Origin of the sequence: Paraoerskovia marina, from assembly GCF_900105445.1 — a bacterium.
GTDB lineage: Bacteria > Actinomycetota > Actinomycetes > Actinomycetales > Cellulomonadaceae > Paraoerskovia > Paraoerskovia marina.
The window spans coordinates 268635-285555 of sequence record NZ_LT629776.1 but is presented as its reverse complement, the minus strand read 5'-3'; the positions used below and the strand labels follow the sequence as shown (position 1 = coordinate 285555).

Sequence of the window (16921 nt, the reverse complement as noted above, 5' to 3'; positions counted from 1 at the left end):
CCTGCGACGGGCGAGTTCTGCCCGTCCGGTCTAATCTCCCGGGATGTCCGTGACGTCGTTTGTCCACAGGTACGAGATCGACCAGAGCGCGCCCACGGTGCGGGAGGCCGCTCGCGACCTCGCCGTACGTGCGCTCCTGCCCGCCGTCGGGCTGTGGCTCGTCATCGTGGGGGCAGGGTTCCTGATCACCGGCCCGCTCGACGACCTGCCGGGGGAGCAGGGTGTCAACGACTGGTTCGTCGACCACCGCGTGCCGTGGCTGGACACGTTCACGTCCGTCTTCTCGCAGATCGGCACGACGGAGTTCATCATCGGCGGCACGACCGTCGCCGTCGTCCTCATCCTGTGGAGGACGCGGCAGTGGTGGCTCGCCGTCGTGCCGGCGCTTGCCGTCGCGATCCAGGCGGCGATCTTCCTGTCCTCGTCACTCGTGGTCGGGCGTGAGCGCCCCGAGGTCGAGAAGCTCGACGACGTGCCGCCGACGTCGAGCTTCCCGAGCGGCCACACGGGCGCCTCGTTCGCCTTCTACCTGACCCTGATGATGTTCGCGCAGCGGATCGGCAACCCGGCGCTGCGGACCACTGTCTCCGTGCTGTGCCTCCTGGTGCCCGTGCTGGTGGGCGTCGCCCGTCTGTACCGCGGGCTGCACTCGCTGACGGACGTCCTCTTCGGCATGGTCAACGGCGTCGTCTGCATGGTGCTGGCCTGGGGGTATCTGCGGCGTGACGCCGCCGGGGACGGGCGGACGATCGCGCGCTGACCAGCCGTGGTGTGCGGCGCGCGGCCGCACACCACGGTGACGTCACCAGGCAGACGGGGCAGGGGGTGGGACGACCTCGGGCCGGTCGTTGCAGCTGATCACGTTGGGGGTGTAGCGGCCGAGCCAGTTCGCCGGCCCGTCGCCCCACGGGGTGATCGTCGCGCCGTCGTTCCCGCCGAGGTCCTCGAGGGAGAACTCCGAGCCGGCTGCAGGGAAGCCGAATTCTCCGCAGTTGTTGACCCCTGCCCAGCCCACGTTGCGCGCGTCGACGTTCTCGAACGACGCTGACCCGCGGACCCGTGCGCTGACCACTGACGTCCCGGTGCCGTCCACCCGCACGTCCCGGAACGAGACGCCTTCGATCACGTTGGCATCCTTGTGCTCCCAGTCCGTGATCAGCAGGATTGCGTTGTAGGCACTGTCGAGATAGTGGTCGCCCGTAACCTGGATGTCGGCGTCGATGCTCTGGTCGAGTGCATAGATCCAGAGCGAGCCGAGCCCGAACTGCCAGTTCAGGTCCTCGACCCCGCCACGGACGGTCGTGTTGTCCGTGAACGCGATCGTTCCGTCGAACGCTGTCGCGCCGAACCGTGCGCCAGCATGGAGGGCGCTGCCCTCGCGCAAGGGATCGGCGACGAGGTTCCTCTCGACCGTGATGTCCTTCCCGCCGTAGATCGCGATCCCGTTGGCGAGCGTCGGCGTCTGGACGGTGTTCTTCCGGAACGTGTTGCCCTCGTTCTGCGGACCCGGGTCGTCGAGGTCGCCGCCGGCATCCGACCACATGGCCATCGCGTCGTCGCCCGTGTTCCGGAAGAAGTTGTTGCTGGCCTCCGAGTTCGTGACGCCGAGGTGGAAGTTCATGCCGTCTGCGATCTGGTCGACGATGATGTTGTCGCGGATCGTGACGCCGTCCATCGGCCCGTCCAGCCACAGCCCGACCTTGGTGTGCTGGATGTACAGGTCTTCGAAGGATGAGTCAGAGAAGGCCCCGCCGATTCCGTTCACCTGATCGGTGTCGATGCGCTCTCGGACGTCGCCACGGATCGCGAATCCGGAGAGATGGACGTTCGAGCTGCCACCGTCTTCGGCCCACCTGCCGTAGAACCCGACCCCGGTGTGGACCGAGCCGTCCTCGGTCGGCTCGTCGAGCTCGACCTCTGAGCCCTCAAAGCTCGTGTACCAGTTCCCCGCTCCGACGATCGTCACGTCGTCGACGAGGATGTGCCGGTCGACGCGGTAGTGCCCCGGCGGGACGTAGACCGGGCGGCCGTGCGACTTTGCCCTGGCGATCGCGGCGTCCATCGCGGGCGCCGAGTCCTTCTTGCCACGGGGGTCGGCGCCGAAGTGGAGGACGTTCACGCCACGGGCCTCGACATGGGGCGGAGCGACCAGCTCGGTGTCGAGCAGATCGATCGTCGTGAGGTCGGCCGTCGCGTTCTTCGGGACCTCGAGCCGGACGACCGACCCTGCCTCGTAGGTACGTCTCAGGAGCATGCGCTGCTCGTCGTAAAAGTGCATGGGGCGGAACGGAGTCGTGATCTCCCGGGACTCCCGGTCACATCCTTCGGCTCCCAGCGGGCCGTCGCACTCGACCGTCCACCATTCCGGGTGCAGAAGCTGGGCGTTCGGGTCGTTGGTGAACTGATACTGGTTGTAGAGCCACGAGTACTCGGACGTGAGGTCCATCTTCTGCAGGTGGCCGCCGTCGACCCGAACGTTCAGCCGGGACGTGATACCCCCACCCTCGGGCGCATCAGGAACGGAGTACCGGACGGTGATGGCGTTGGTCTCGGCAGGGAGTGTGAACTCCACGAACTGACCCGGCTCGAGCTGGACCGCCGATCGGCCCGAGGCCTCCGCGGCGAGATCGTAGGCCTGGCGGGACGAGATGACGGTCCCGTCCGTCGTCGAGTTCTCTGCCTCCTGCTCAAGAAACGCGACATCGGCTCCTCGGCCCTCGACAAGTGCGGGGTCGAGCCCTGCGCGGGTCAGAACCGGGGCGACGCTCTCACTGTCACTGTCGCGGTGCGCCGCAGAACTGGCTGCCCCCGCGGTGAGGAGGAGCGTGCAGGCGCCGAGCGCTGCGGCTGCTCGGACCAGTGGGGTGACGCGGTACTGCGGCGCGCTCGTCGGCGCGGGCCTTGGGCTGTCGGTGCGTCTCATCGTCGACTCGTCGTCCTTCCGGGAGTGAGGCGCACGGCGTCGTTGCCCTGCGCCTCACTGACCGTAGGCCGCTTCGCGAGCCACCACAAGAGCAAAAGGCGAGTTTATGCATCATTGCGTCTTGTTCTTGCGTTGTTTGCGCAAGTTGCCAGCAGGCGCTGTGCTATGCCATGACGCGAAATCCGCTCCCGAAGGCGGCATGGCCGGAGATCTCCGCCGCGGCGTCCTTCGGCTCCGGGTACGCCCAGACGCTGTCGACGCCGTCGGGGCCCGCTCCTGCGAGGCTCCAGTAGTGTGCCTCGCCCTTCCACGGGCACGTCGTCCGGGTGCTCGACGACTCCAGCAGGTCCCAGCGCACGGCCTCGGGCGGAAAGTAGTGGTTTCCCTCGACGACAACGGTGGCCTCGCTCTCGGCGACGACGACGTCGTTCCAGATCGCTCGCATCACGGTGCTCCTTCGCTCGGTGGTCTGGAGAGAACCCCGCGCGCGGCCCGGGGATTCCCGGGACACCCCGCCGTCCTCCGTCGCGCCGTCGTCGAGGCGGCGTGGTAGTCAAGGTCTAGATCCGTGCGGTCGGCAGAGGGAGACGGTTGATGGACTACGCGCTCGTGGCCGTGGTCGGGGTGCTCGCGATCGTCGGCGTCTCGGTCCTCGGCCCCCGGGTCGGCGTGGCGCCCCCGCTCCTCCTCGTGCTCTTCGGCGTCGGGCTCAGCCTCGTGCCCGGGGTGCCGCCCGTCGAGGTCGAGCCGGAGATCGTGCTCGCCGGTGTGCTGCCCCCGCTGCTCTACTCCTCGGCCGTCTCCATGCCGACGATGGACTTCCGCCGCGACTTCCGCTCGATCGCGGGCCTGTCCGTGGCGCTGGTCGTGATCACGTCGTTCGTCCTCGGGGCGATCTTCAGCAGCCTGATCCCCGGGGTCGACCTCGCGACGGGCGTCGCGCTCGGTGCGGTCGTCAGCCCCACCGACGCCGTCGCGACGTCCATCGTCCGTCGCCTCGGGGTCTCGCCCCGGATAGTCACGATCCTGGAGGGAGAGGGGCTGCTCAACGACGCCTCGGCCCTCGTCCTGCTGCGCACCGCGATCGCTGCCACCGCCGTCTCCGTCTCGTTCTGGGAGGTCCTGGGCGACTTCGTCCTCGCCGTCGCGGTCGCCGGGGTGGTCGGATACCTCGTGGGCAACGTCAGCCTGCGCATCCGCAGTCGTCTGCCGGAGCCCGCGCCGAGCACCGTCATCTCCTTCGCGACGCCGTTCGTCGCCTACTTCCCGTCCGAGGCGCTCGAGGCCTCGGGTCTTGTCGCGGCGGTCACGGCCGGACTCGTCGTGGGGCAGGGGGCACCGCGATTCCTGACGCCCACGGACCGTCTCTCGGAGCGCACCAACTGGCAGACCGTCGAGATCCTGCTCGAGGGCGCCGTCTTCCTGATCCTGGGGCTCGAGCTGCTGGAGACGGTCGAGGACGTCCGGCAGACGCACGGGAGCATCGCGAGCGCGATCGGCCTCGCCGCGCTCGCGGCGCTCGTCATCGTCCTCGTCCGGGCCGCGTACGTCGCGCCGCTGCTGCTGGGGGCGTCGCGACGGGCGCGCAAGAGCCGTGCCGAACGACCCCGGGTCGAGGAGTTCGGGGTCGAGCTGGAGCGCAGGGTCGAGCAGATGCGGGCGGACGAGCGGTTCGACGACGAGCGCACGGGGCGGCGCATCGACCACGGCCGACGTCGGCTCAGCCGCCGGCTCGCCGACATCGACTACGTCACCGCGGCCCCGCTCGGCTGGCGGGAGGGCACCGTCCTGGTGTGGGCAGGGATGCGCGGTGCCGTGACCGTGGCCGCCGCCCAGACGCTGCCCTCCGACACCGTTCAGCGGCCCCTGCTCCTGCTGATCGCGTTCGTCGTCGCGATCGGCACGCTGTTCGTCCAGGGCGGGACCCTGCCCTGGGTGGTCCACCGGCTCGGGCTCGGTGGCGCTGCAGACGGTGACGGCGACGAGCGCGACGCGCTCATGCAGGTCATGAACCGGGCGGTGGCCGACGTGCTCGAGGACGAGAACCTTCGTCGGGCGGACGGCAGCGAGTTCAACCCTGCGGTGCTCGGCAAGATCCGCGCCCGCGTCGCGCGCCGCACGGCCGAGGGTGCGGAGATCGTCCCGCGGGAGATCTCCGCACAGATCTTCGAGCTGCAGATCCGCGTCATCCAGGCGCAGCGCGAGGCTCTGCTCGAGGCGCGGTCGCTCGGCACCTTCGACTCCTCCGAGCTCTCGGCGGCCCTCGCGGTGCTCGACGCGAACGAGATCAGCGCGCGGCTCACCGCCGGGCCTGACGGCCCGGAGTGACCGACGTCGCCCTGTTCACGCGCCACCCTGGTCGCTACGCTGGCCAGGATCTGTTGTCGCCCGCTGGTGTGCTGCCCGTTGATCCAGGGTTCCCGGTCCGTGCTGACAGCACCTTCGCTCGTCGCCCCGGCGTCCGGCCGCCCTGGTCCGTGCAGCCTCTCGTGGGCCGAGCCTGAGGAGCCACGTGCCCAACGCACTCTCGACCCTGTCCGTCGTCTTCGGAGCCGCACTCGTGACGGTGGGAGCCGTCCTGGGGATGTCCGTCTCCGGCGGGTCCGAGATCGGGAGCGTCTTCGCCGACGCCGGGCTCGGGGGAGTCGCCGTCGCCGCGGCCGCGACCGCGGTGCTGGCCCTCGTCGTCTCCGGTGTCTGTGCGCTCATCGCTGCCGGCCGCGACGCGGCGGGCACCCGGGGGACCGGACGCGAGCGCGAGGCGCAGGTCGAGCTCGTCGCCTGACGCCCTACGCCTGCGCGGGTATCCGCGCGTCGTGCCGGAGGCGCGTCGGGCCCGGCGCACGTAGCGTGCAGCCGTGAACACGTTCACGCGCCTCCGGCACGTCTGGCGGACCCACGTGGTGGCCGCGGACGCCGTGCTCGCGGTCGCCGTCCTCCTCGTCGTCGGCCTTCCCCGCGCGCTCGCTCCGCCTCTCGTCGACGCGGTGACGGCGGCCGAGCTGACCGCCCTCGCGATCGGCTGTGCCGCGCTGGTTCTGCGCCGGACGGCACCCGTGGCCGTCCTGGTCGTGACGACCCTGATCGCGGCCACGTCGGTCGTCGTCGGCGGCGGGATCGCGACCCCGGTGGGCCCGGCCTTCGTCGCGCTGTTCACCGTCGCGAGCCGTGTGACCTGGGGACGGGCGGTCGCCGGCGCGCTGGCGCAGGTCGGCGTCCTCACGCTCGCGCTCGCGACGGCGGGCCTGGAACCCTGGGGAGACGTCCAGGTGGTCGGCCTGTTCGGGTGGTGCGGGATGGTGACGGCCGTCGGGATCGCCGTCCGGGCCCAGCGGGCGGTCGTGGAGTCCGCGGAGGAGCGGGCTGCTCGCGCCGAGCACACTCGCGAGGAGGAGGCGGCGCGCCGGGTCGGTGAGGAACGACTGCGGATCGCGCGCGAGCTCCACGACGTGCTCGCGCACCACGTCGCCGTCGTCGGGGTCCAGGCAGGGGTCGCCGAGGTCCTGATGGAGTCACGTCCGGAGGCGGCGCGCACCGCGCTCGGCCACGTGCAGTCGGCCACCGAGACGGCGCTCGCCGAGCTGGGAGACCTGCTCGAGGTCCTGCGGGACGCCGCGGACGACGACGCGGCGACGCGCCCTGCGCCGGGACTGGCGAACCTCGACGAGCTCGTGGACCGGAGCCGGGCGACCGGGCTGCTCGTGAACCTGCAGCGGGGCGGTGCGCGTGAACAGCTCCCGGCGCTCGCCGACCACGCCGCCTACCGGATCGTCCAGGAAGGGTTGACCAATGCGCACAAGCACGGCACGGGGCGCGCCGAGCTCCTCGTCGAGCAGTCGCCCGTCGAGCTCCGGGTGCGCGTGGAGAACCCGGACCCGACCGGTGCTGGTCGTACGGGCGGGTCCGGGTACGGTCTGGTCGGGATCCGTGAGCGCGTGACCGCGGTGGGTGGCACGATGCGCGCGGAGTCCGTCGCGGGGACGTTCGTCCTCGAGGCGTACCTGCCGATACGGAGGGGGTCTGGATGACGACGGTCCTGATCGTGGACGACCAGGAGCTGATCCGGGCGGGCCTCGCCGCGCTCGTCGACAGCACGGACGACCTGCAGGTCGTCGGGCAGGCGTCCGACGGCGCCGAGGCGGTTCGTCTGGCGCGTACCGCCCGGCCCGACGTGGTCCTGATGGACATCCGGATGCCCGGGACCGACGGTCTCGAGGCGACCGAGCAGATCTGCGCCCTGCCGGAGCTGGCCGGTACCCGCGTCGTCGTGCTCACGACCGTCGAGGCGGACGAACAGGTCCTGCACGCGCTCCGCGTCGGGGCGAGCGGGTTCCTGGGCAAGGGGGTGCGGCCTCAGACGCTGCTCGACGGCATCCGGACGGTCGCCGCGGGGGAGTCCCTGCTGTCGCCGACGGCGACACGCGCCCTGGTCGCCAACTACCGCCGACGTGCGGACGAGCCGCGGCCCGACACCGCGGCGCTGGACGCGCTGACGCCGCGCGAACGTGAGGTCGTCGCACTCGTCGCCGAGGGGCTGAGCAACGAGCAGATCGCGGAGCGGCTCGTGGTCTCCCCGCACACCGCCAAGACGCACGTCAACCGCGCGATGGTGAAAGTGGGGGCGCGGGACCGTGCCCAGCTCGTCGTCGTCGCGTTCCGGGGCGGGCTCGGCGGAGACGTACCGCAGCCGTAGTACGTCCATAGTTGCTCCCCGGGGGTGACGACACGGCGCGGGCGTGGCGAGATGCTGGTCGCAGCACCACTTCCCACCGACCGGAGCAGCCATGATCGAGGTCCAGAACCTCACCAAGACCTACGGGGACGTCGTCGCGGTCGACGACGTCACGTTCACCGTCCGCCCGGGTGTCGTCACCGGATTCCTCGGCCCCAACGGGGCGGGGAAGTCCACGACGATGCGCATGATCCTGGGACTCGACCGCCCGACGTCCGGGACGGTCGCCGTCAACGGCCGTCCGTACCAGGACGCCGTGGCGCCCATCGCCGAGGTCGGCGCACTCGTCGAGGCGCGGGCCGTCGACGGGCGGCGGTCGGCACGCAACCACCTGCGTGCGATCGCCGCGACCGTCGGCATCGGTGACGGCCGCGTCGACGAGGTGCTCGAGCTCGTCGGACTGACGGACGTCGCCCGCAAACCCGCGGGCGGATTCTCTCTCGGCATGGGTCAGCGCCTGGGTATCGCCTCGGCACTGCTCGCGGACCCCGACGTCGTGATGCTCGACGAGCCTGTGAACGGCCTCGACCCGGACGGGATCCTCTGGATCCGCGGGCTGCTCAAGCAGCTTGCCGCCGAAGGGCGGACGGTGTTCCTCTCCTCGCACCTGATGAGCGAGATGCAGATGACCGCCGAGCACCTGATCGTGATCGGGCAGGGGCGCATCCTGGCCGACGAACCGCTGCACGCCATGATCGACCGGGCCGCGGGCGAGCGCGTCGACGTCGTCTCGCCCGACGGCGGGCGGCTCGCGGAGCTGCTCGCCGACGACGGCGTGGTCGTGACGTCGGCGGAGCCAGGAGTCCTGCAGGTCACGGGCGTCGCGGCGGAGCGGATCGGTGACGTGGCCGCGGAGAACGGCGTGCGCCTGCACCAGCTCCACACCGTGGAGCCGTCGCTCGAACAGGCATTCATGGACATGACCGCGGGCGCAGTGACGTACCGCGGAGGACGAGAGGACACACCCCGATGAGCGCCGCCACGACCTCCCCCCGCGCCGTCGACCACGCGTCGCTGCGCCTGACGTTCGGCCACGTGGTGCGCCACGAGTGGATCAAGCTCACGTCGATCCGGTCGATCTGGTGGTTCCTCGTGGCGACCGTCGGGTCGATGGTGGTCTTCGGCGTCGTCGCCTCGTCCGTCGTCGCGGGCACCGAGGAGATCCCGGAGACCCTCCCGCCAGGAGCGCCGAACCTCTCCGAACCGTTGTCCGTCGTGCTCGGCGGGTCCGGGCTGGCGCTGCTGATCATCGGCGTGCTCGGCGCGATGATCGGTGCGCGCGAGTACGGGTCCGGCATGGTCCGGACGACGTTGACCGCGGTTCCGCGACGGCTGTGGACGCTCGGCGCGAAGGTCCTGTGCTTCGTCGCCGTCCTGACACCGACGGTGCTGCTCTCCTGCGCCATGGCGTTCACCGCCGGGATGCCGTTGCTGGACGCCGCCGGCAAGGAGACCGTCGCCATCACCGACGACGGCGTGCTCGGTGCGGTGCTCGGGACGGCCGGCTATCTCGTGGGCGTCGGGGTGCTGGGCCTGTGCCTGGGTGTCGCGTTCCGCAGTGTCGCCGCCTCGATCGGCACGCTCGTCGGCGTCGTGATCGTGCTCCCGCAGCTCGCGTCGATGATCGTCCCGGAGGAGTGGGACGGCGTGCTCGCATACCTTCCGTCCAACGCGGCGAGCTCGTTCACCGCGGTCGTGCCGCCGGACGGGATGCTGTCGGCCGCCGGCGGGGTCGCGGTCTTCGTCGCATGGGTCGTCGCGGCGCTCGTGTGGGCGGCGGTCGGTCTGGTCCGACGGGACGCCTGAACCCGGGGAGTCAGGACGGCGAGCCGTCCTGACTCCCCGGAGCCCCCGCGTCGTCGGGCGGACGGACCGGCCCCGTCAGGTAGTGCTGCAGCGCGGGGGCGACGGACGCGGCGACCGACCGCGGGTCTGCCGACGCGAGCGGCTCGATCCGGACGATGGCGCGCGCGAGCGTCAGCCCGACGATCTGCGACATCAGGAGCGATCCGCGGTACTCGGGCTGGTCCGCCCCGATCGCGCGGGCGAGGGGGGCGAGGAGCTCGGCGGTGAGGCGCTCGCGGATGATCGCGGCCGACTCGGGTGCCGAGGTCACGGAGCGGACGATCGAGACGATGCGGGTCCTCTTGGCCTCGTCGGTCAGCAGGTCGAGGGCAAAGACGGCCAGTCGTTCTCCTGCGGTGCCCGGGTCGCCGGCGACGATCCGCGGGATGACGACCGACGGGTCGACGGGGAGGTCGACGACGGTCGCGAAGAGCTCGGCCTTCGATCCGAAGTAGTGGCTGATCAGTGCCGGGTCCACCCCGGCGTCGGTGGCGACGGAGCGCAGGGTGGTGCGGTCGAACCCGAGCTCGGCGAAGCGGAGCCGAGCGGCCTCGGCGATCTGCTCCCGGGTGTCGGCGTCTCCGGGTCGTCTGCCTCGTGCCATGCGGTGAGGCTACCCCCGATGCCGAGGGTGACGGGGTCAGGCGGAGCAGAGGCGGTGGCCGGGCCAGCGCTCGACGAGGTCCTCGTCGGCGGCGAGGCGTGCGGAGTCGGTCCGGGCGAGGTGGTGGGCGGTGCGGTGGCGTACGAGCGCGCGGTGGTCGTTGTCGATCGCCCACATCAGAGCTTCGCGAACCTCGTCGTGGGTCGGTGCGGTGTTCATGCCGTCCTCCTTGTTCAGGACCGAGCTGCTGCGGCCTCTATGAACTAGGACGTTCGGGCAGCACGATTCGCACGCGACTTTACATCACGGTTTGGTAACGACTTCTCGCCGGGATGCGCGGACCACGAGCCCCGAGCCCGCGAGGCCCAGGAACAGGAACGCGGCGGCCACCAGCAAGGACGCCCGGGTCGCGTCGGCGAAGCCCTCGGAGAGCGCGTCGACCACCTGGGGAGTGGCGTCCCCGGCAGGGCTGTCGGTCCCCTCGGAGCGCAGCTCGCTGATGACGCTGCCCGCGGAGTCCGTCGTCGCCGTCGTGAGCTGCTCGCTGACGCCGGCGGGGACGCCGGCGGGGACGTCGGCGACCTCGTCGATCGCGGCCGGGACCGCCGTCGCGAGCCCGACGGCGAGGGCTGCCCCGACGAACGCCGTCCCCAGCGCGGACCCGACCTGGCGTGCCGTGGACTGGGTGGCCGACCCCTGGCCGGAGAGCTCGGCCGGGACCTCCGAGAGGGTGGTCCCGGTGAGCTGCGCGGACGCCAGGCCCAGGCCGAGGCCGTAGACGGCGAGGAGCGCGGCCAGCAGCCACGCGGACGTCGTGGGCGTGACCGTGAAGGCCACGGCGATCACGCCCACGACCTCGAGCAGCAGCCCGATCACGACGACCATCGGCGCGCCGACCGCCGCGGCCAGGTGCCGGGCCATGGCGCCGGAGAAGAAGGCGCCGAGCGCCATCGCGGCGAGCACGAGTCCTGCCCCCATCGTGGACAGGCCCAGCACGTTCACGAGGAAGAGCGGGAGGACGAAGATGATGCCGAACTCGCCGACGGCAACCGTCATCGCGGTCAGGTTGCCCCACCGGAACGTCGGGATCGAGAACAGGGAGAGGTCCAGGAGCGCGGACCGCCCGACGCGGGCACGGTGCCGCTCCCAGGCCACGAACCCCACCAGCATGATCACGGCCAGCGCGAGAACCACCGGGACGACCGAGACCGGTGCGTCGGTGGACCAGGTCAGGCCGAAGATGCTCAGCGCGGTGTCCGGCGTCCACCAGCCGAGGGTCTGGCCCTCGATCAGCCCGAAGACGAGAGCGCCGAAGCCACCTGCGGAGAGCAGGAGGCCGAGGACGTCGAGCCCCGGCTCGGTGATGTGAGCACGGGTCTCGGGGACCCACAGGAAGGTCCCGACGAGCACGAGCGCGCCGATCGGGAGGTTGACCAGGAAGATCCACGGCCAGGTGAACGACGTCGTGAGCCACCCGCCGAGGAGCGGCCCGACGGCGGCCATGCCGGAGATGACGGCGCCCCAGATGGCGAACGCGGTGACGCGGTCCTTGCCGCGGAACGTCGCGTTGACGGTCGAGAGGGTGGCGGGCAGGACGAGCGCACCGCCGAGACCCTGGACGACGCGGGCGCCGATCAGCGCCTCTGCTCCGCCCGCGACGGCGGCCAGGAGCGAGCCGACCGTGAAGAGCAGCACGCCGATCACGAGCATCTTGCGGCGGCCGAGGCGGTCGCCAAGCCGTCCGGTGGTCAGCAGGAGTGCCGCGAACACGACGGCGTAGGAGGCGTTGACCCACTGCGCGTCGATGAGGTCGAGCCCGAGGTCGTCGATGATGACCGGCAGCGCGACGCTGACGATGGTCCCGTCGATCACGATCATCGACAAGGCGGTCGCGAGGACCAGCAGGGCACGCCAGCGGTGGTCGGGCCGGGCGGTGGCTTCCGGGTCGTGCGGTGACGTCATGCGACTCCTCAGGTCGCCTCGACGGTACCTCTCAGGGCGGCGGAGAGCCGTTCGAGGCCCGCGGGGGCGAGCGAGTAGTACGCCCAGCGTCCGCGCTGCTCGCGCTCCAGGAGTCCGGCGCCGACCAGGATCTTGAGGTGGTGGCTCACGGTCGGTTGGGCGAGCCCGAGCGGGCCGGTGAGGTCGCACGCGCAGATCTCGCCCTCGGCGGCCGTGGCGACCAGGGCGAGGAGCTGGACGCGCGCGGGGTCGGCGAGCGCCTTGAAGCCCTGGGCGAGGTCCTGGGCGGCCGCCGGGTCGACGGCCCCCACGACGCCGCAGCACACGCGGGGCGTACGGGGCGGAGCAGCGGTCATCCCTTCATCTTGCCACGCATCGACATCTATGGATACGTTGGCCATGTCAGATTGACGGTTTTCAATACGAGGAGCTCAGATGAGCACGCCCCAGGACCTTCCCGTCGTCGTGATCGGTGGTGGCCCGGTCGGTCTCGCCGCGGCCGCCCACCTCGTCGAGCGGGGGATCGAACCCCTCGTCCTCGAGAGCGGGCCGGACGTCGGCGCCGCGGTCGCCGCCTGGGGCCACGTCCGGCTCTTCTCGCCCTGGCAGTACGACGTCGACGCCGTCGCCCGTCGGCTCCTCGCCCCGACGGGGTGGGTCGAGCCCGAGGCCGACGTGCTGCCGACCGGCGCCGAGCTCGTGGATCGGTATCTGCGGCCCCTGGCACAGACCCCGGCGATCGCCCCGCACGTCCGCACGGGCGTCCGCGTCCTCGCCGTGACCCGCGACGGCGCCGACCGGTCCCGTTCCCTCGGGCGCGCGCGCCGACCCTTCCGTCTGCGTGTCCGCGACGCCGACGGCGAGCGCGACCTGCTCGCCCGCGCCGTCGTCGACGCGACCGGCACCTGGGGGCAGTCCAACCCGTTGGGTGCGAGCGGGATCCCCGCCGTCGGCGAGCAGGAGGCCTCCGCGTTCGTCACGGGACCGCTGCCCGACGTCCTCGGGCGCGACCGTGAGCGCTTCGCCGGACGGCGCACCCTCGTCGTCGGACGCGGACACTCGGCGGCGAACACCCTGCTCGGTCTCGTCGAGCTCGCGGAGTCTGAGCCCGACACCGAGATCACCTGGGCGATCCGTGGCGGGTCCGCCCGACGCCTCTACGGCGGTGGCGGTGCGGACGAGCTGCCGGCGCGCGGCCACCTCGGGGAGCGGCTGCGCGCCGCGGTCGAGTCCGGCGCGATCACCCTGGCCACCCACGTGACGATCGACGAGCTCGTCCTCGCGCGCGACGGGGTGCTCGTGCGAGGCCGCCGCCGCGACGAGGAGGCCTCCGTCGAGGTCGACGCGATCGTGAACGCGACCGGGTTCCGGCCCGACCTCGCCATGCTCCGGGAGGTCCGCCTCGACCTGGACCCCGTGGTCGAGGCACCACGCGGCCTGGCGACGCTCATCGACCCGAACGAGCACTCGTGCGGCACCGTCCGGCCGCACGGGGAGGCGCTCCTGCGCCACCCCGACGAGGGCTTCTACGTCGTCGGCTCCAAGTCGTACGGTCGTGCGCCGACCTTCCTGCTCGCCACCGGGTACGAGCAGGTGCGGTCCGTCGTCGCCGCGCTCGCCGGGGACCGGCAGGCGGCCGACGCCGTCGAGCTCAACCTGCCGTCGACCGGGGTCTGCTCCGCCGACGGCCCGGTCGACGACGACAAGGACGTCCCGGTCCCCGCGGGAGCGGCGTCCTCGAGCTGCTGCTGAACCAGCCCCTGGCTGTGCCCCGGGTCGCGCCCCCGCGCGGTCCGGGGCACAGTGCTGCTCGGGAGCGGGCGGCCGAGCGCCCGCCAGAAGGAGGAGATCGTGGCCCGATTCACTGCCTGGACGTTCGAGACGGTCGACGGCGCGGACGACGCCAACGCCATCGTCCGCGACGCCGCGAGCGAGAAGCTGGTGACCGTCATCGACCACGCCGTCGTGCGCTGGCCCGAGAGCGCCGACAAGCCGGAGACGGACGTCCGGCACGACGACGCGAAGCGCGGCACCGGGTGGGGTGCCTTCTGGGGCCTCCTCCTCGGCGGCCTGTTCTTCGTCCCGCTCGTCGGTGCCGCGGCAGGCGCAGCGGTGGGAGGGCTGAGCAGGCTCTTCAGCGGCATCGGGCTGCGCTCCGAGGACATCGAGCGGATCCGTGAGGGAGTGAAGCCCGGCACGTCCGCGCTGTTCCTCGTGACCGAGCAGGGTGACGTCGACCGGTTCGCCGAGCGGCTGCACGGGGTCGGGGCGACCCTCGTGGACGCCAACCTCACCGAGGAGGAGAAGGCGCTCCTGCTGCAGTCGTTCGGCGGTCGCTGAACCGCCGGGGTCGCCGTGGCCGCGGGGGGCTGAGCGCGGCGTTAGCCGGCGTAGCGGTCGCCGGCACCGTGCCCGGGTCGCTGGCTGCGTCGGCTCCGGCGTGGCAGGTGCGCTCGCTCGACCGCCGTCGAGTAGCTCACGGCGCTGACCTGCGTCGTGGACAAGGGGTCGCCGAGCGCGTCGCCCCCGAGTGCACGGGCGACGTGGAGCAGGGGACGCTGTGCCTCGAACTCGTGGGCGAGGGCGTCGAAGATAGGGGTCTCGGTGTCGCGCACCGGACCATTGTCCGTCGCCGCGGGGCCGGACTCGCCCCGGGGCGCCGGTCTTCACAGGACCCCTACACGGTCGGGTGGGTCACGGCACCGAGGGGCCGGCCGCGTCGTCCGGGGTCACGGGGTTCGCGCGGGCGGCCAGGGTCGTGAAGAGCGGCAGGAGGACGTCGTCGAGCACGTCGTCCAGGTAGCTGTCGGGGATCGGCCCGCCCTTGATGATGGCGAACCTCAGGAGGGCGACCGGCGTGAGCAGCGCGGTGTCCGGGACCGGGGTGGGGCCGATCTCGCCGCGTTCCGCCGCCGCCGCGAGCGCCGACCGGATCGAGGAGCGCGCCACCTCCCCGTTCAGCTCGGCGACCTCGGAGAGCAGCTCCTGGTCGGCCTCGCCGAGCAGCGCGCGCAGCGTCGCGGACCCGACCGCACTGACCTGTGTCAGCAGCGGGCCGAGCGTCCGCCGGAGATCGGCCCGCAGGTCGCCCGACGTCTCGGTCGTGAACGACGACCGCAGGGCTGAGCCGAGGGCGTCGGAGACGAGGTGTGCCCGGGAGCGGTAGCGGCGGTAGAGGACGGGCTTGCTGGTCCGCGCCCGGCGCGCGACCCCCTCGAACGTGACTCCGGCGTACCCGTGGTCGTCGAGCTCGGCGCGCGTCGCCTCGCGGATGGCCGCCGTCAGGACCTCGTCCCGTCGGCGCTTCTGCTCGACCACCTGGTCTCCTCTGCCTCGTACTCCTTGTGTACCGTACCGGGCGTGTAAGATACGGGGCGTATCTATAATTCTTCATGGAGGCTCGATGTCAACGGCTGAAACCACCGCCACCCCCGTCCCCGACCCGGCTGGCCGCCCCGCGCCGTCGCGCTGGTCCCGCGTCGCCCTCGTGGTGGGCGGGCTCTGCGCCGTCCTCCTCGTGATGCTCACGGCGTTCGCCCTCCCCTCGGTGAAGTCCTCGCCGCAGGACGTCCCCGTCGCGATCGTGGGTCCCGACCAGCAGGTCGCGACGATCGAGGACTCGATCGACCAGGCCGCCCCGGGTGCGCTCGACCTCGTCACGGCCGCCGACGCCGACGCCGCCGAGCAGATGATCCTGGATCGAGAGGTGTACGGGGCGTTCGTGCTCGGGCAGGACGGAGTCACCGTCCAGACCGCCTCCGCGGCGAGCTACAGCGTGGCCTCGATGCTGACGCAGGCGAGCCAGCAGCTGGGCGCCTCCGCCGGTGTGCAGGTCACCGTCGAGGACGTCGTCCCGCTGCCGGAAGACGACCCGCGGGGCGTCGGCCTGACGGCCGGCTCGCTCCCGCTCGCGATCGGCGGGCTCCTCGCGGCCGCTGCGTGCATCGCGCTCCTGCACGGGCCCACCCGCCGCATCGCGGGTGCAGCCGGGTTTGCCCTCGTCGGCGGCTTCGCACTGACCGCGGTGCTTCAGTACGGGTTCGGGACCTTCGACGGGCCGTACGCGCTCACGGCGCTCGCGGCCAGCCTCGGGATCGGCGCCACGAGCATGCTCGTCCTCGGCCTGGAGCGACTGCTCGGAGCCCCGGGGATCGCCGTCGGTGCCGTGATCGTCGTGCTGCTCGGCAACCCGCTCTCCGGGATCACGACCGCTCCTGAGTACCTCCCCCAGCCCTGGGGTGCGGTCGGCCAGCTCCTGCCGCCGGGTGCCATGGACACGCTGCTGCGGAACGTCGCCTACTTCGACGGCGCCGCGAGCCTGGGGCCGATCCTGGTCCTGTGCGGGTGGATCGTCATCGGCCTCGTGCTCTTCGCGGCCGGCGTCGCGCGCTCGCGACGGAGCGGCACCGAGCTCTGATCCGACGGATCCCGGCGGCCTGTGTGGACCTGCCCCCGCACGCACGGCAGGATGGTCGGCACCCGACCCTGGAGGACCTGATGAGTGCTGAGAAGACCCGCAAGAAGAGCGGCGTCGCCCGCCTGTACAAGACCGTCGCGTTCGCACTGGTCGTCGCAGCCGTCACCAAGGAGCTGCAGAAGGACCCGCAGGACCGCACCTGGCACGGGACGGTCGCCGGGTTCGTGCCGTACGAGTTCCGGATGCCGACCGTCGAGCGGGTCAAGAGCCGGGTCTGGGACCCGGACAACGCGCACATCCTCAGCCCGCACGTGTTCGGCGTCGGGTGGACCGTAAACGTCGGGCGCGTCGTCGCCGTGGCCAAGAACGTCGTCGACGGCTGACCAGATGCTCGACGACGCGCCTGCCGGGCCGGGACTCCCGGCCCGGCAGGCGTGC

Annotated in this window: 19 protein-coding genes; 11 read left to right on the top strand and 8 right to left on the bottom strand. The window is 71.8% G+C overall.

Going from position 1 to position 16921, the window contains the following annotated elements; genetic code table 11:
* The first annotated feature begins 43 nt into the window (after positions 1-43).
* Positions 44-760 carry a phosphatase PAP2 family protein gene (locus BLU20_RS01375; protein WP_331713062.1) on the top strand — a complete coding sequence of 239 codons (717 nt, stop codon included), beginning with the start codon at positions 44-46 and terminating at the stop codon, positions 758-760.
* 42 nt (positions 761-802) lie between these two features.
* Here BLU20_RS01375 and BLU20_RS01370 read toward each other — a convergent pair whose 3' ends face one another.
* Together BLU20_RS01370 and BLU20_RS01365 are read right to left on the bottom strand one after the other, a co-directional pair.
* Positions 803-2923 carry a glycosyl hydrolase family 28-related protein gene (locus BLU20_RS01370; protein WP_083371299.1) on the bottom strand — a complete coding sequence of 707 codons (2121 nt, stop codon included), beginning with the start codon at positions 2921-2923 and terminating at the stop codon, positions 803-805.
* Between the two features lie 163 nt (positions 2924-3086).
* The gene (locus tag BLU20_RS01365; protein ID WP_083371298.1) at positions 3087-3368 is read right to left on the bottom strand and encodes a DUF427 domain-containing protein; all 282 of its coding nucleotides are present in this window, start codon (positions 3366-3368) and stop codon (positions 3087-3089) included.
* A 149-nt stretch (positions 3369-3517) separates the two neighbouring features.
* On the opposite strand from BLU20_RS01365, the gene BLU20_RS01360 reads away from it, so the two are divergent.
* From BLU20_RS01360 to BLU20_RS01335, 6 genes are all read left to right on the top strand, one after another.
* Positions 3518-5251, top strand: a complete 1734-nt coding sequence (locus tag BLU20_RS01360; RefSeq protein WP_083371297.1) for a cation:proton antiporter — start codon at positions 3518-3520, stop codon at positions 5249-5251.
* A gap of 184 nt (positions 5252-5435) precedes the next feature.
* Complete coding sequence (locus tag BLU20_RS01355) at positions 5436-5708, top strand: hypothetical protein (RefSeq protein WP_083371296.1); 273 nt, start codon at positions 5436-5438, stop codon at positions 5706-5708.
* Between the two features lie 73 nt (positions 5709-5781).
* Complete coding sequence (locus BLU20_RS01350) at positions 5782-6951, top strand: sensor histidine kinase (protein WP_083371295.1); 1170 nt, start codon at positions 5782-5784, stop codon at positions 6949-6951.
* Complete coding sequence (locus tag BLU20_RS01345; protein WP_083371294.1) at positions 6948-7616, top strand: response regulator; 669 nt, start codon at positions 6948-6950, stop codon at positions 7614-7616. The genes BLU20_RS01350 and BLU20_RS01345 overlap by 4 nt, the downstream gene beginning before the upstream one ends.
* Positions 7617-7707: 91 nt before the next feature.
* A complete protein-coding gene (locus tag BLU20_RS01340) occupies positions 7708-8628 on the top strand; it encodes an ABC transporter ATP-binding protein (protein WP_083371293.1) in 921 nt (306 codons plus the stop codon).
* Positions 8625-9461: a hypothetical protein gene (locus tag BLU20_RS01335; protein ID WP_083371292.1), complete on the top strand. Its 837-nt coding sequence runs from the start codon at positions 8625-8627 to the stop codon at positions 9459-9461. The genes BLU20_RS01340 and BLU20_RS01335 overlap by 4 nt, the downstream gene beginning before the upstream one ends.
* A gap of 10 nt (positions 9462-9471) precedes the next feature.
* On the opposite strand, the gene BLU20_RS01330 is transcribed toward BLU20_RS01335, so the two are convergent.
* The 4 genes from BLU20_RS01330 to BLU20_RS01315 all read right to left on the bottom strand — a co-directional run bounded on the left by BLU20_RS01330 (position 9472) and on the right by BLU20_RS01315 (position 12422).
* Complete coding sequence (locus BLU20_RS01330; RefSeq protein WP_083371291.1) at positions 9472-10104, bottom strand: TetR/AcrR family transcriptional regulator; 633 nt, start codon at positions 10102-10104, stop codon at positions 9472-9474.
* Positions 10105-10140: 36 nt separating this feature from the next.
* Positions 10141-10323: a hypothetical protein gene (locus BLU20_RS01325; protein WP_029251675.1), complete on the bottom strand. Its 183-nt coding sequence runs from the start codon at positions 10321-10323 to the stop codon at positions 10141-10143.
* An 84-nt stretch (positions 10324-10407) separates the two neighbouring features.
* On the bottom strand, positions 10408-12066 hold the full coding sequence (locus BLU20_RS01320; RefSeq protein ID WP_083371290.1) for a DHA2 family efflux MFS transporter permease subunit: 1659 nt from the start codon (positions 12064-12066) through the stop codon (positions 10408-10410).
* Between the two features lie 8 nt (positions 12067-12074).
* A complete protein-coding gene (locus BLU20_RS01315; protein WP_083371289.1) occupies positions 12075-12422 on the bottom strand; it encodes an ArsR/SmtB family transcription factor in 348 nt (115 codons plus the stop codon).
* Positions 12423-12501: 79 nt separating this feature from the next.
* Here BLU20_RS01315 and BLU20_RS01310 point away from each other — a divergent pair, with 79 nt between their 5' ends.
* Positions 12502-13818 (top strand): FAD-dependent oxidoreductase, encoded by a 1317-nt coding sequence (locus BLU20_RS01310; RefSeq protein WP_083371288.1) that lies wholly within the window; start codon positions 12502-12504, stop codon positions 13816-13818.
* Positions 13819-13917: 99 nt separating this feature from the next.
* On the top strand, positions 13918-14406 hold the full coding sequence (locus BLU20_RS01305; RefSeq protein ID WP_083372861.1) for a DUF1269 domain-containing protein: 489 nt from the start codon (positions 13918-13920) through the stop codon (positions 14404-14406).
* A gap of 41 nt (positions 14407-14447) precedes the next feature.
* On the opposite strand, the gene BLU20_RS01300 is transcribed toward BLU20_RS01305, so the two are convergent.
* The gene (locus BLU20_RS01300) at positions 14448-14681 is read right to left on the bottom strand and encodes a hypothetical protein (RefSeq protein WP_029251680.1); all 234 of its coding nucleotides are present in this window, start codon (positions 14679-14681) and stop codon (positions 14448-14450) included.
* A 79-nt stretch (positions 14682-14760) separates the two neighbouring features.
* Positions 14761-15384, bottom strand: coding sequence for a TetR/AcrR family transcriptional regulator (locus tag BLU20_RS13980; protein ID WP_083371287.1), 624 nt, complete (start codon positions 15382-15384; stop codon positions 14761-14763).
* A gap of 85 nt (positions 15385-15469) precedes the next feature.
* Between BLU20_RS13980 and BLU20_RS01290 the strand changes: the two genes are divergently transcribed.
* A complete protein-coding gene (locus BLU20_RS01290; protein WP_197675402.1) occupies positions 15470-16483 on the top strand; it encodes an ABC transporter permease in 1014 nt (337 codons plus the stop codon).
* Positions 16484-16563: 80 nt separating this feature from the next.
* Complete coding sequence (locus BLU20_RS01285; RefSeq protein WP_029251683.1) at positions 16564-16866, top strand: DUF5808 domain-containing protein; 303 nt, start codon at positions 16564-16566, stop codon at positions 16864-16866.
* Positions 16867-16921 lie beyond the last annotated feature (55 nt).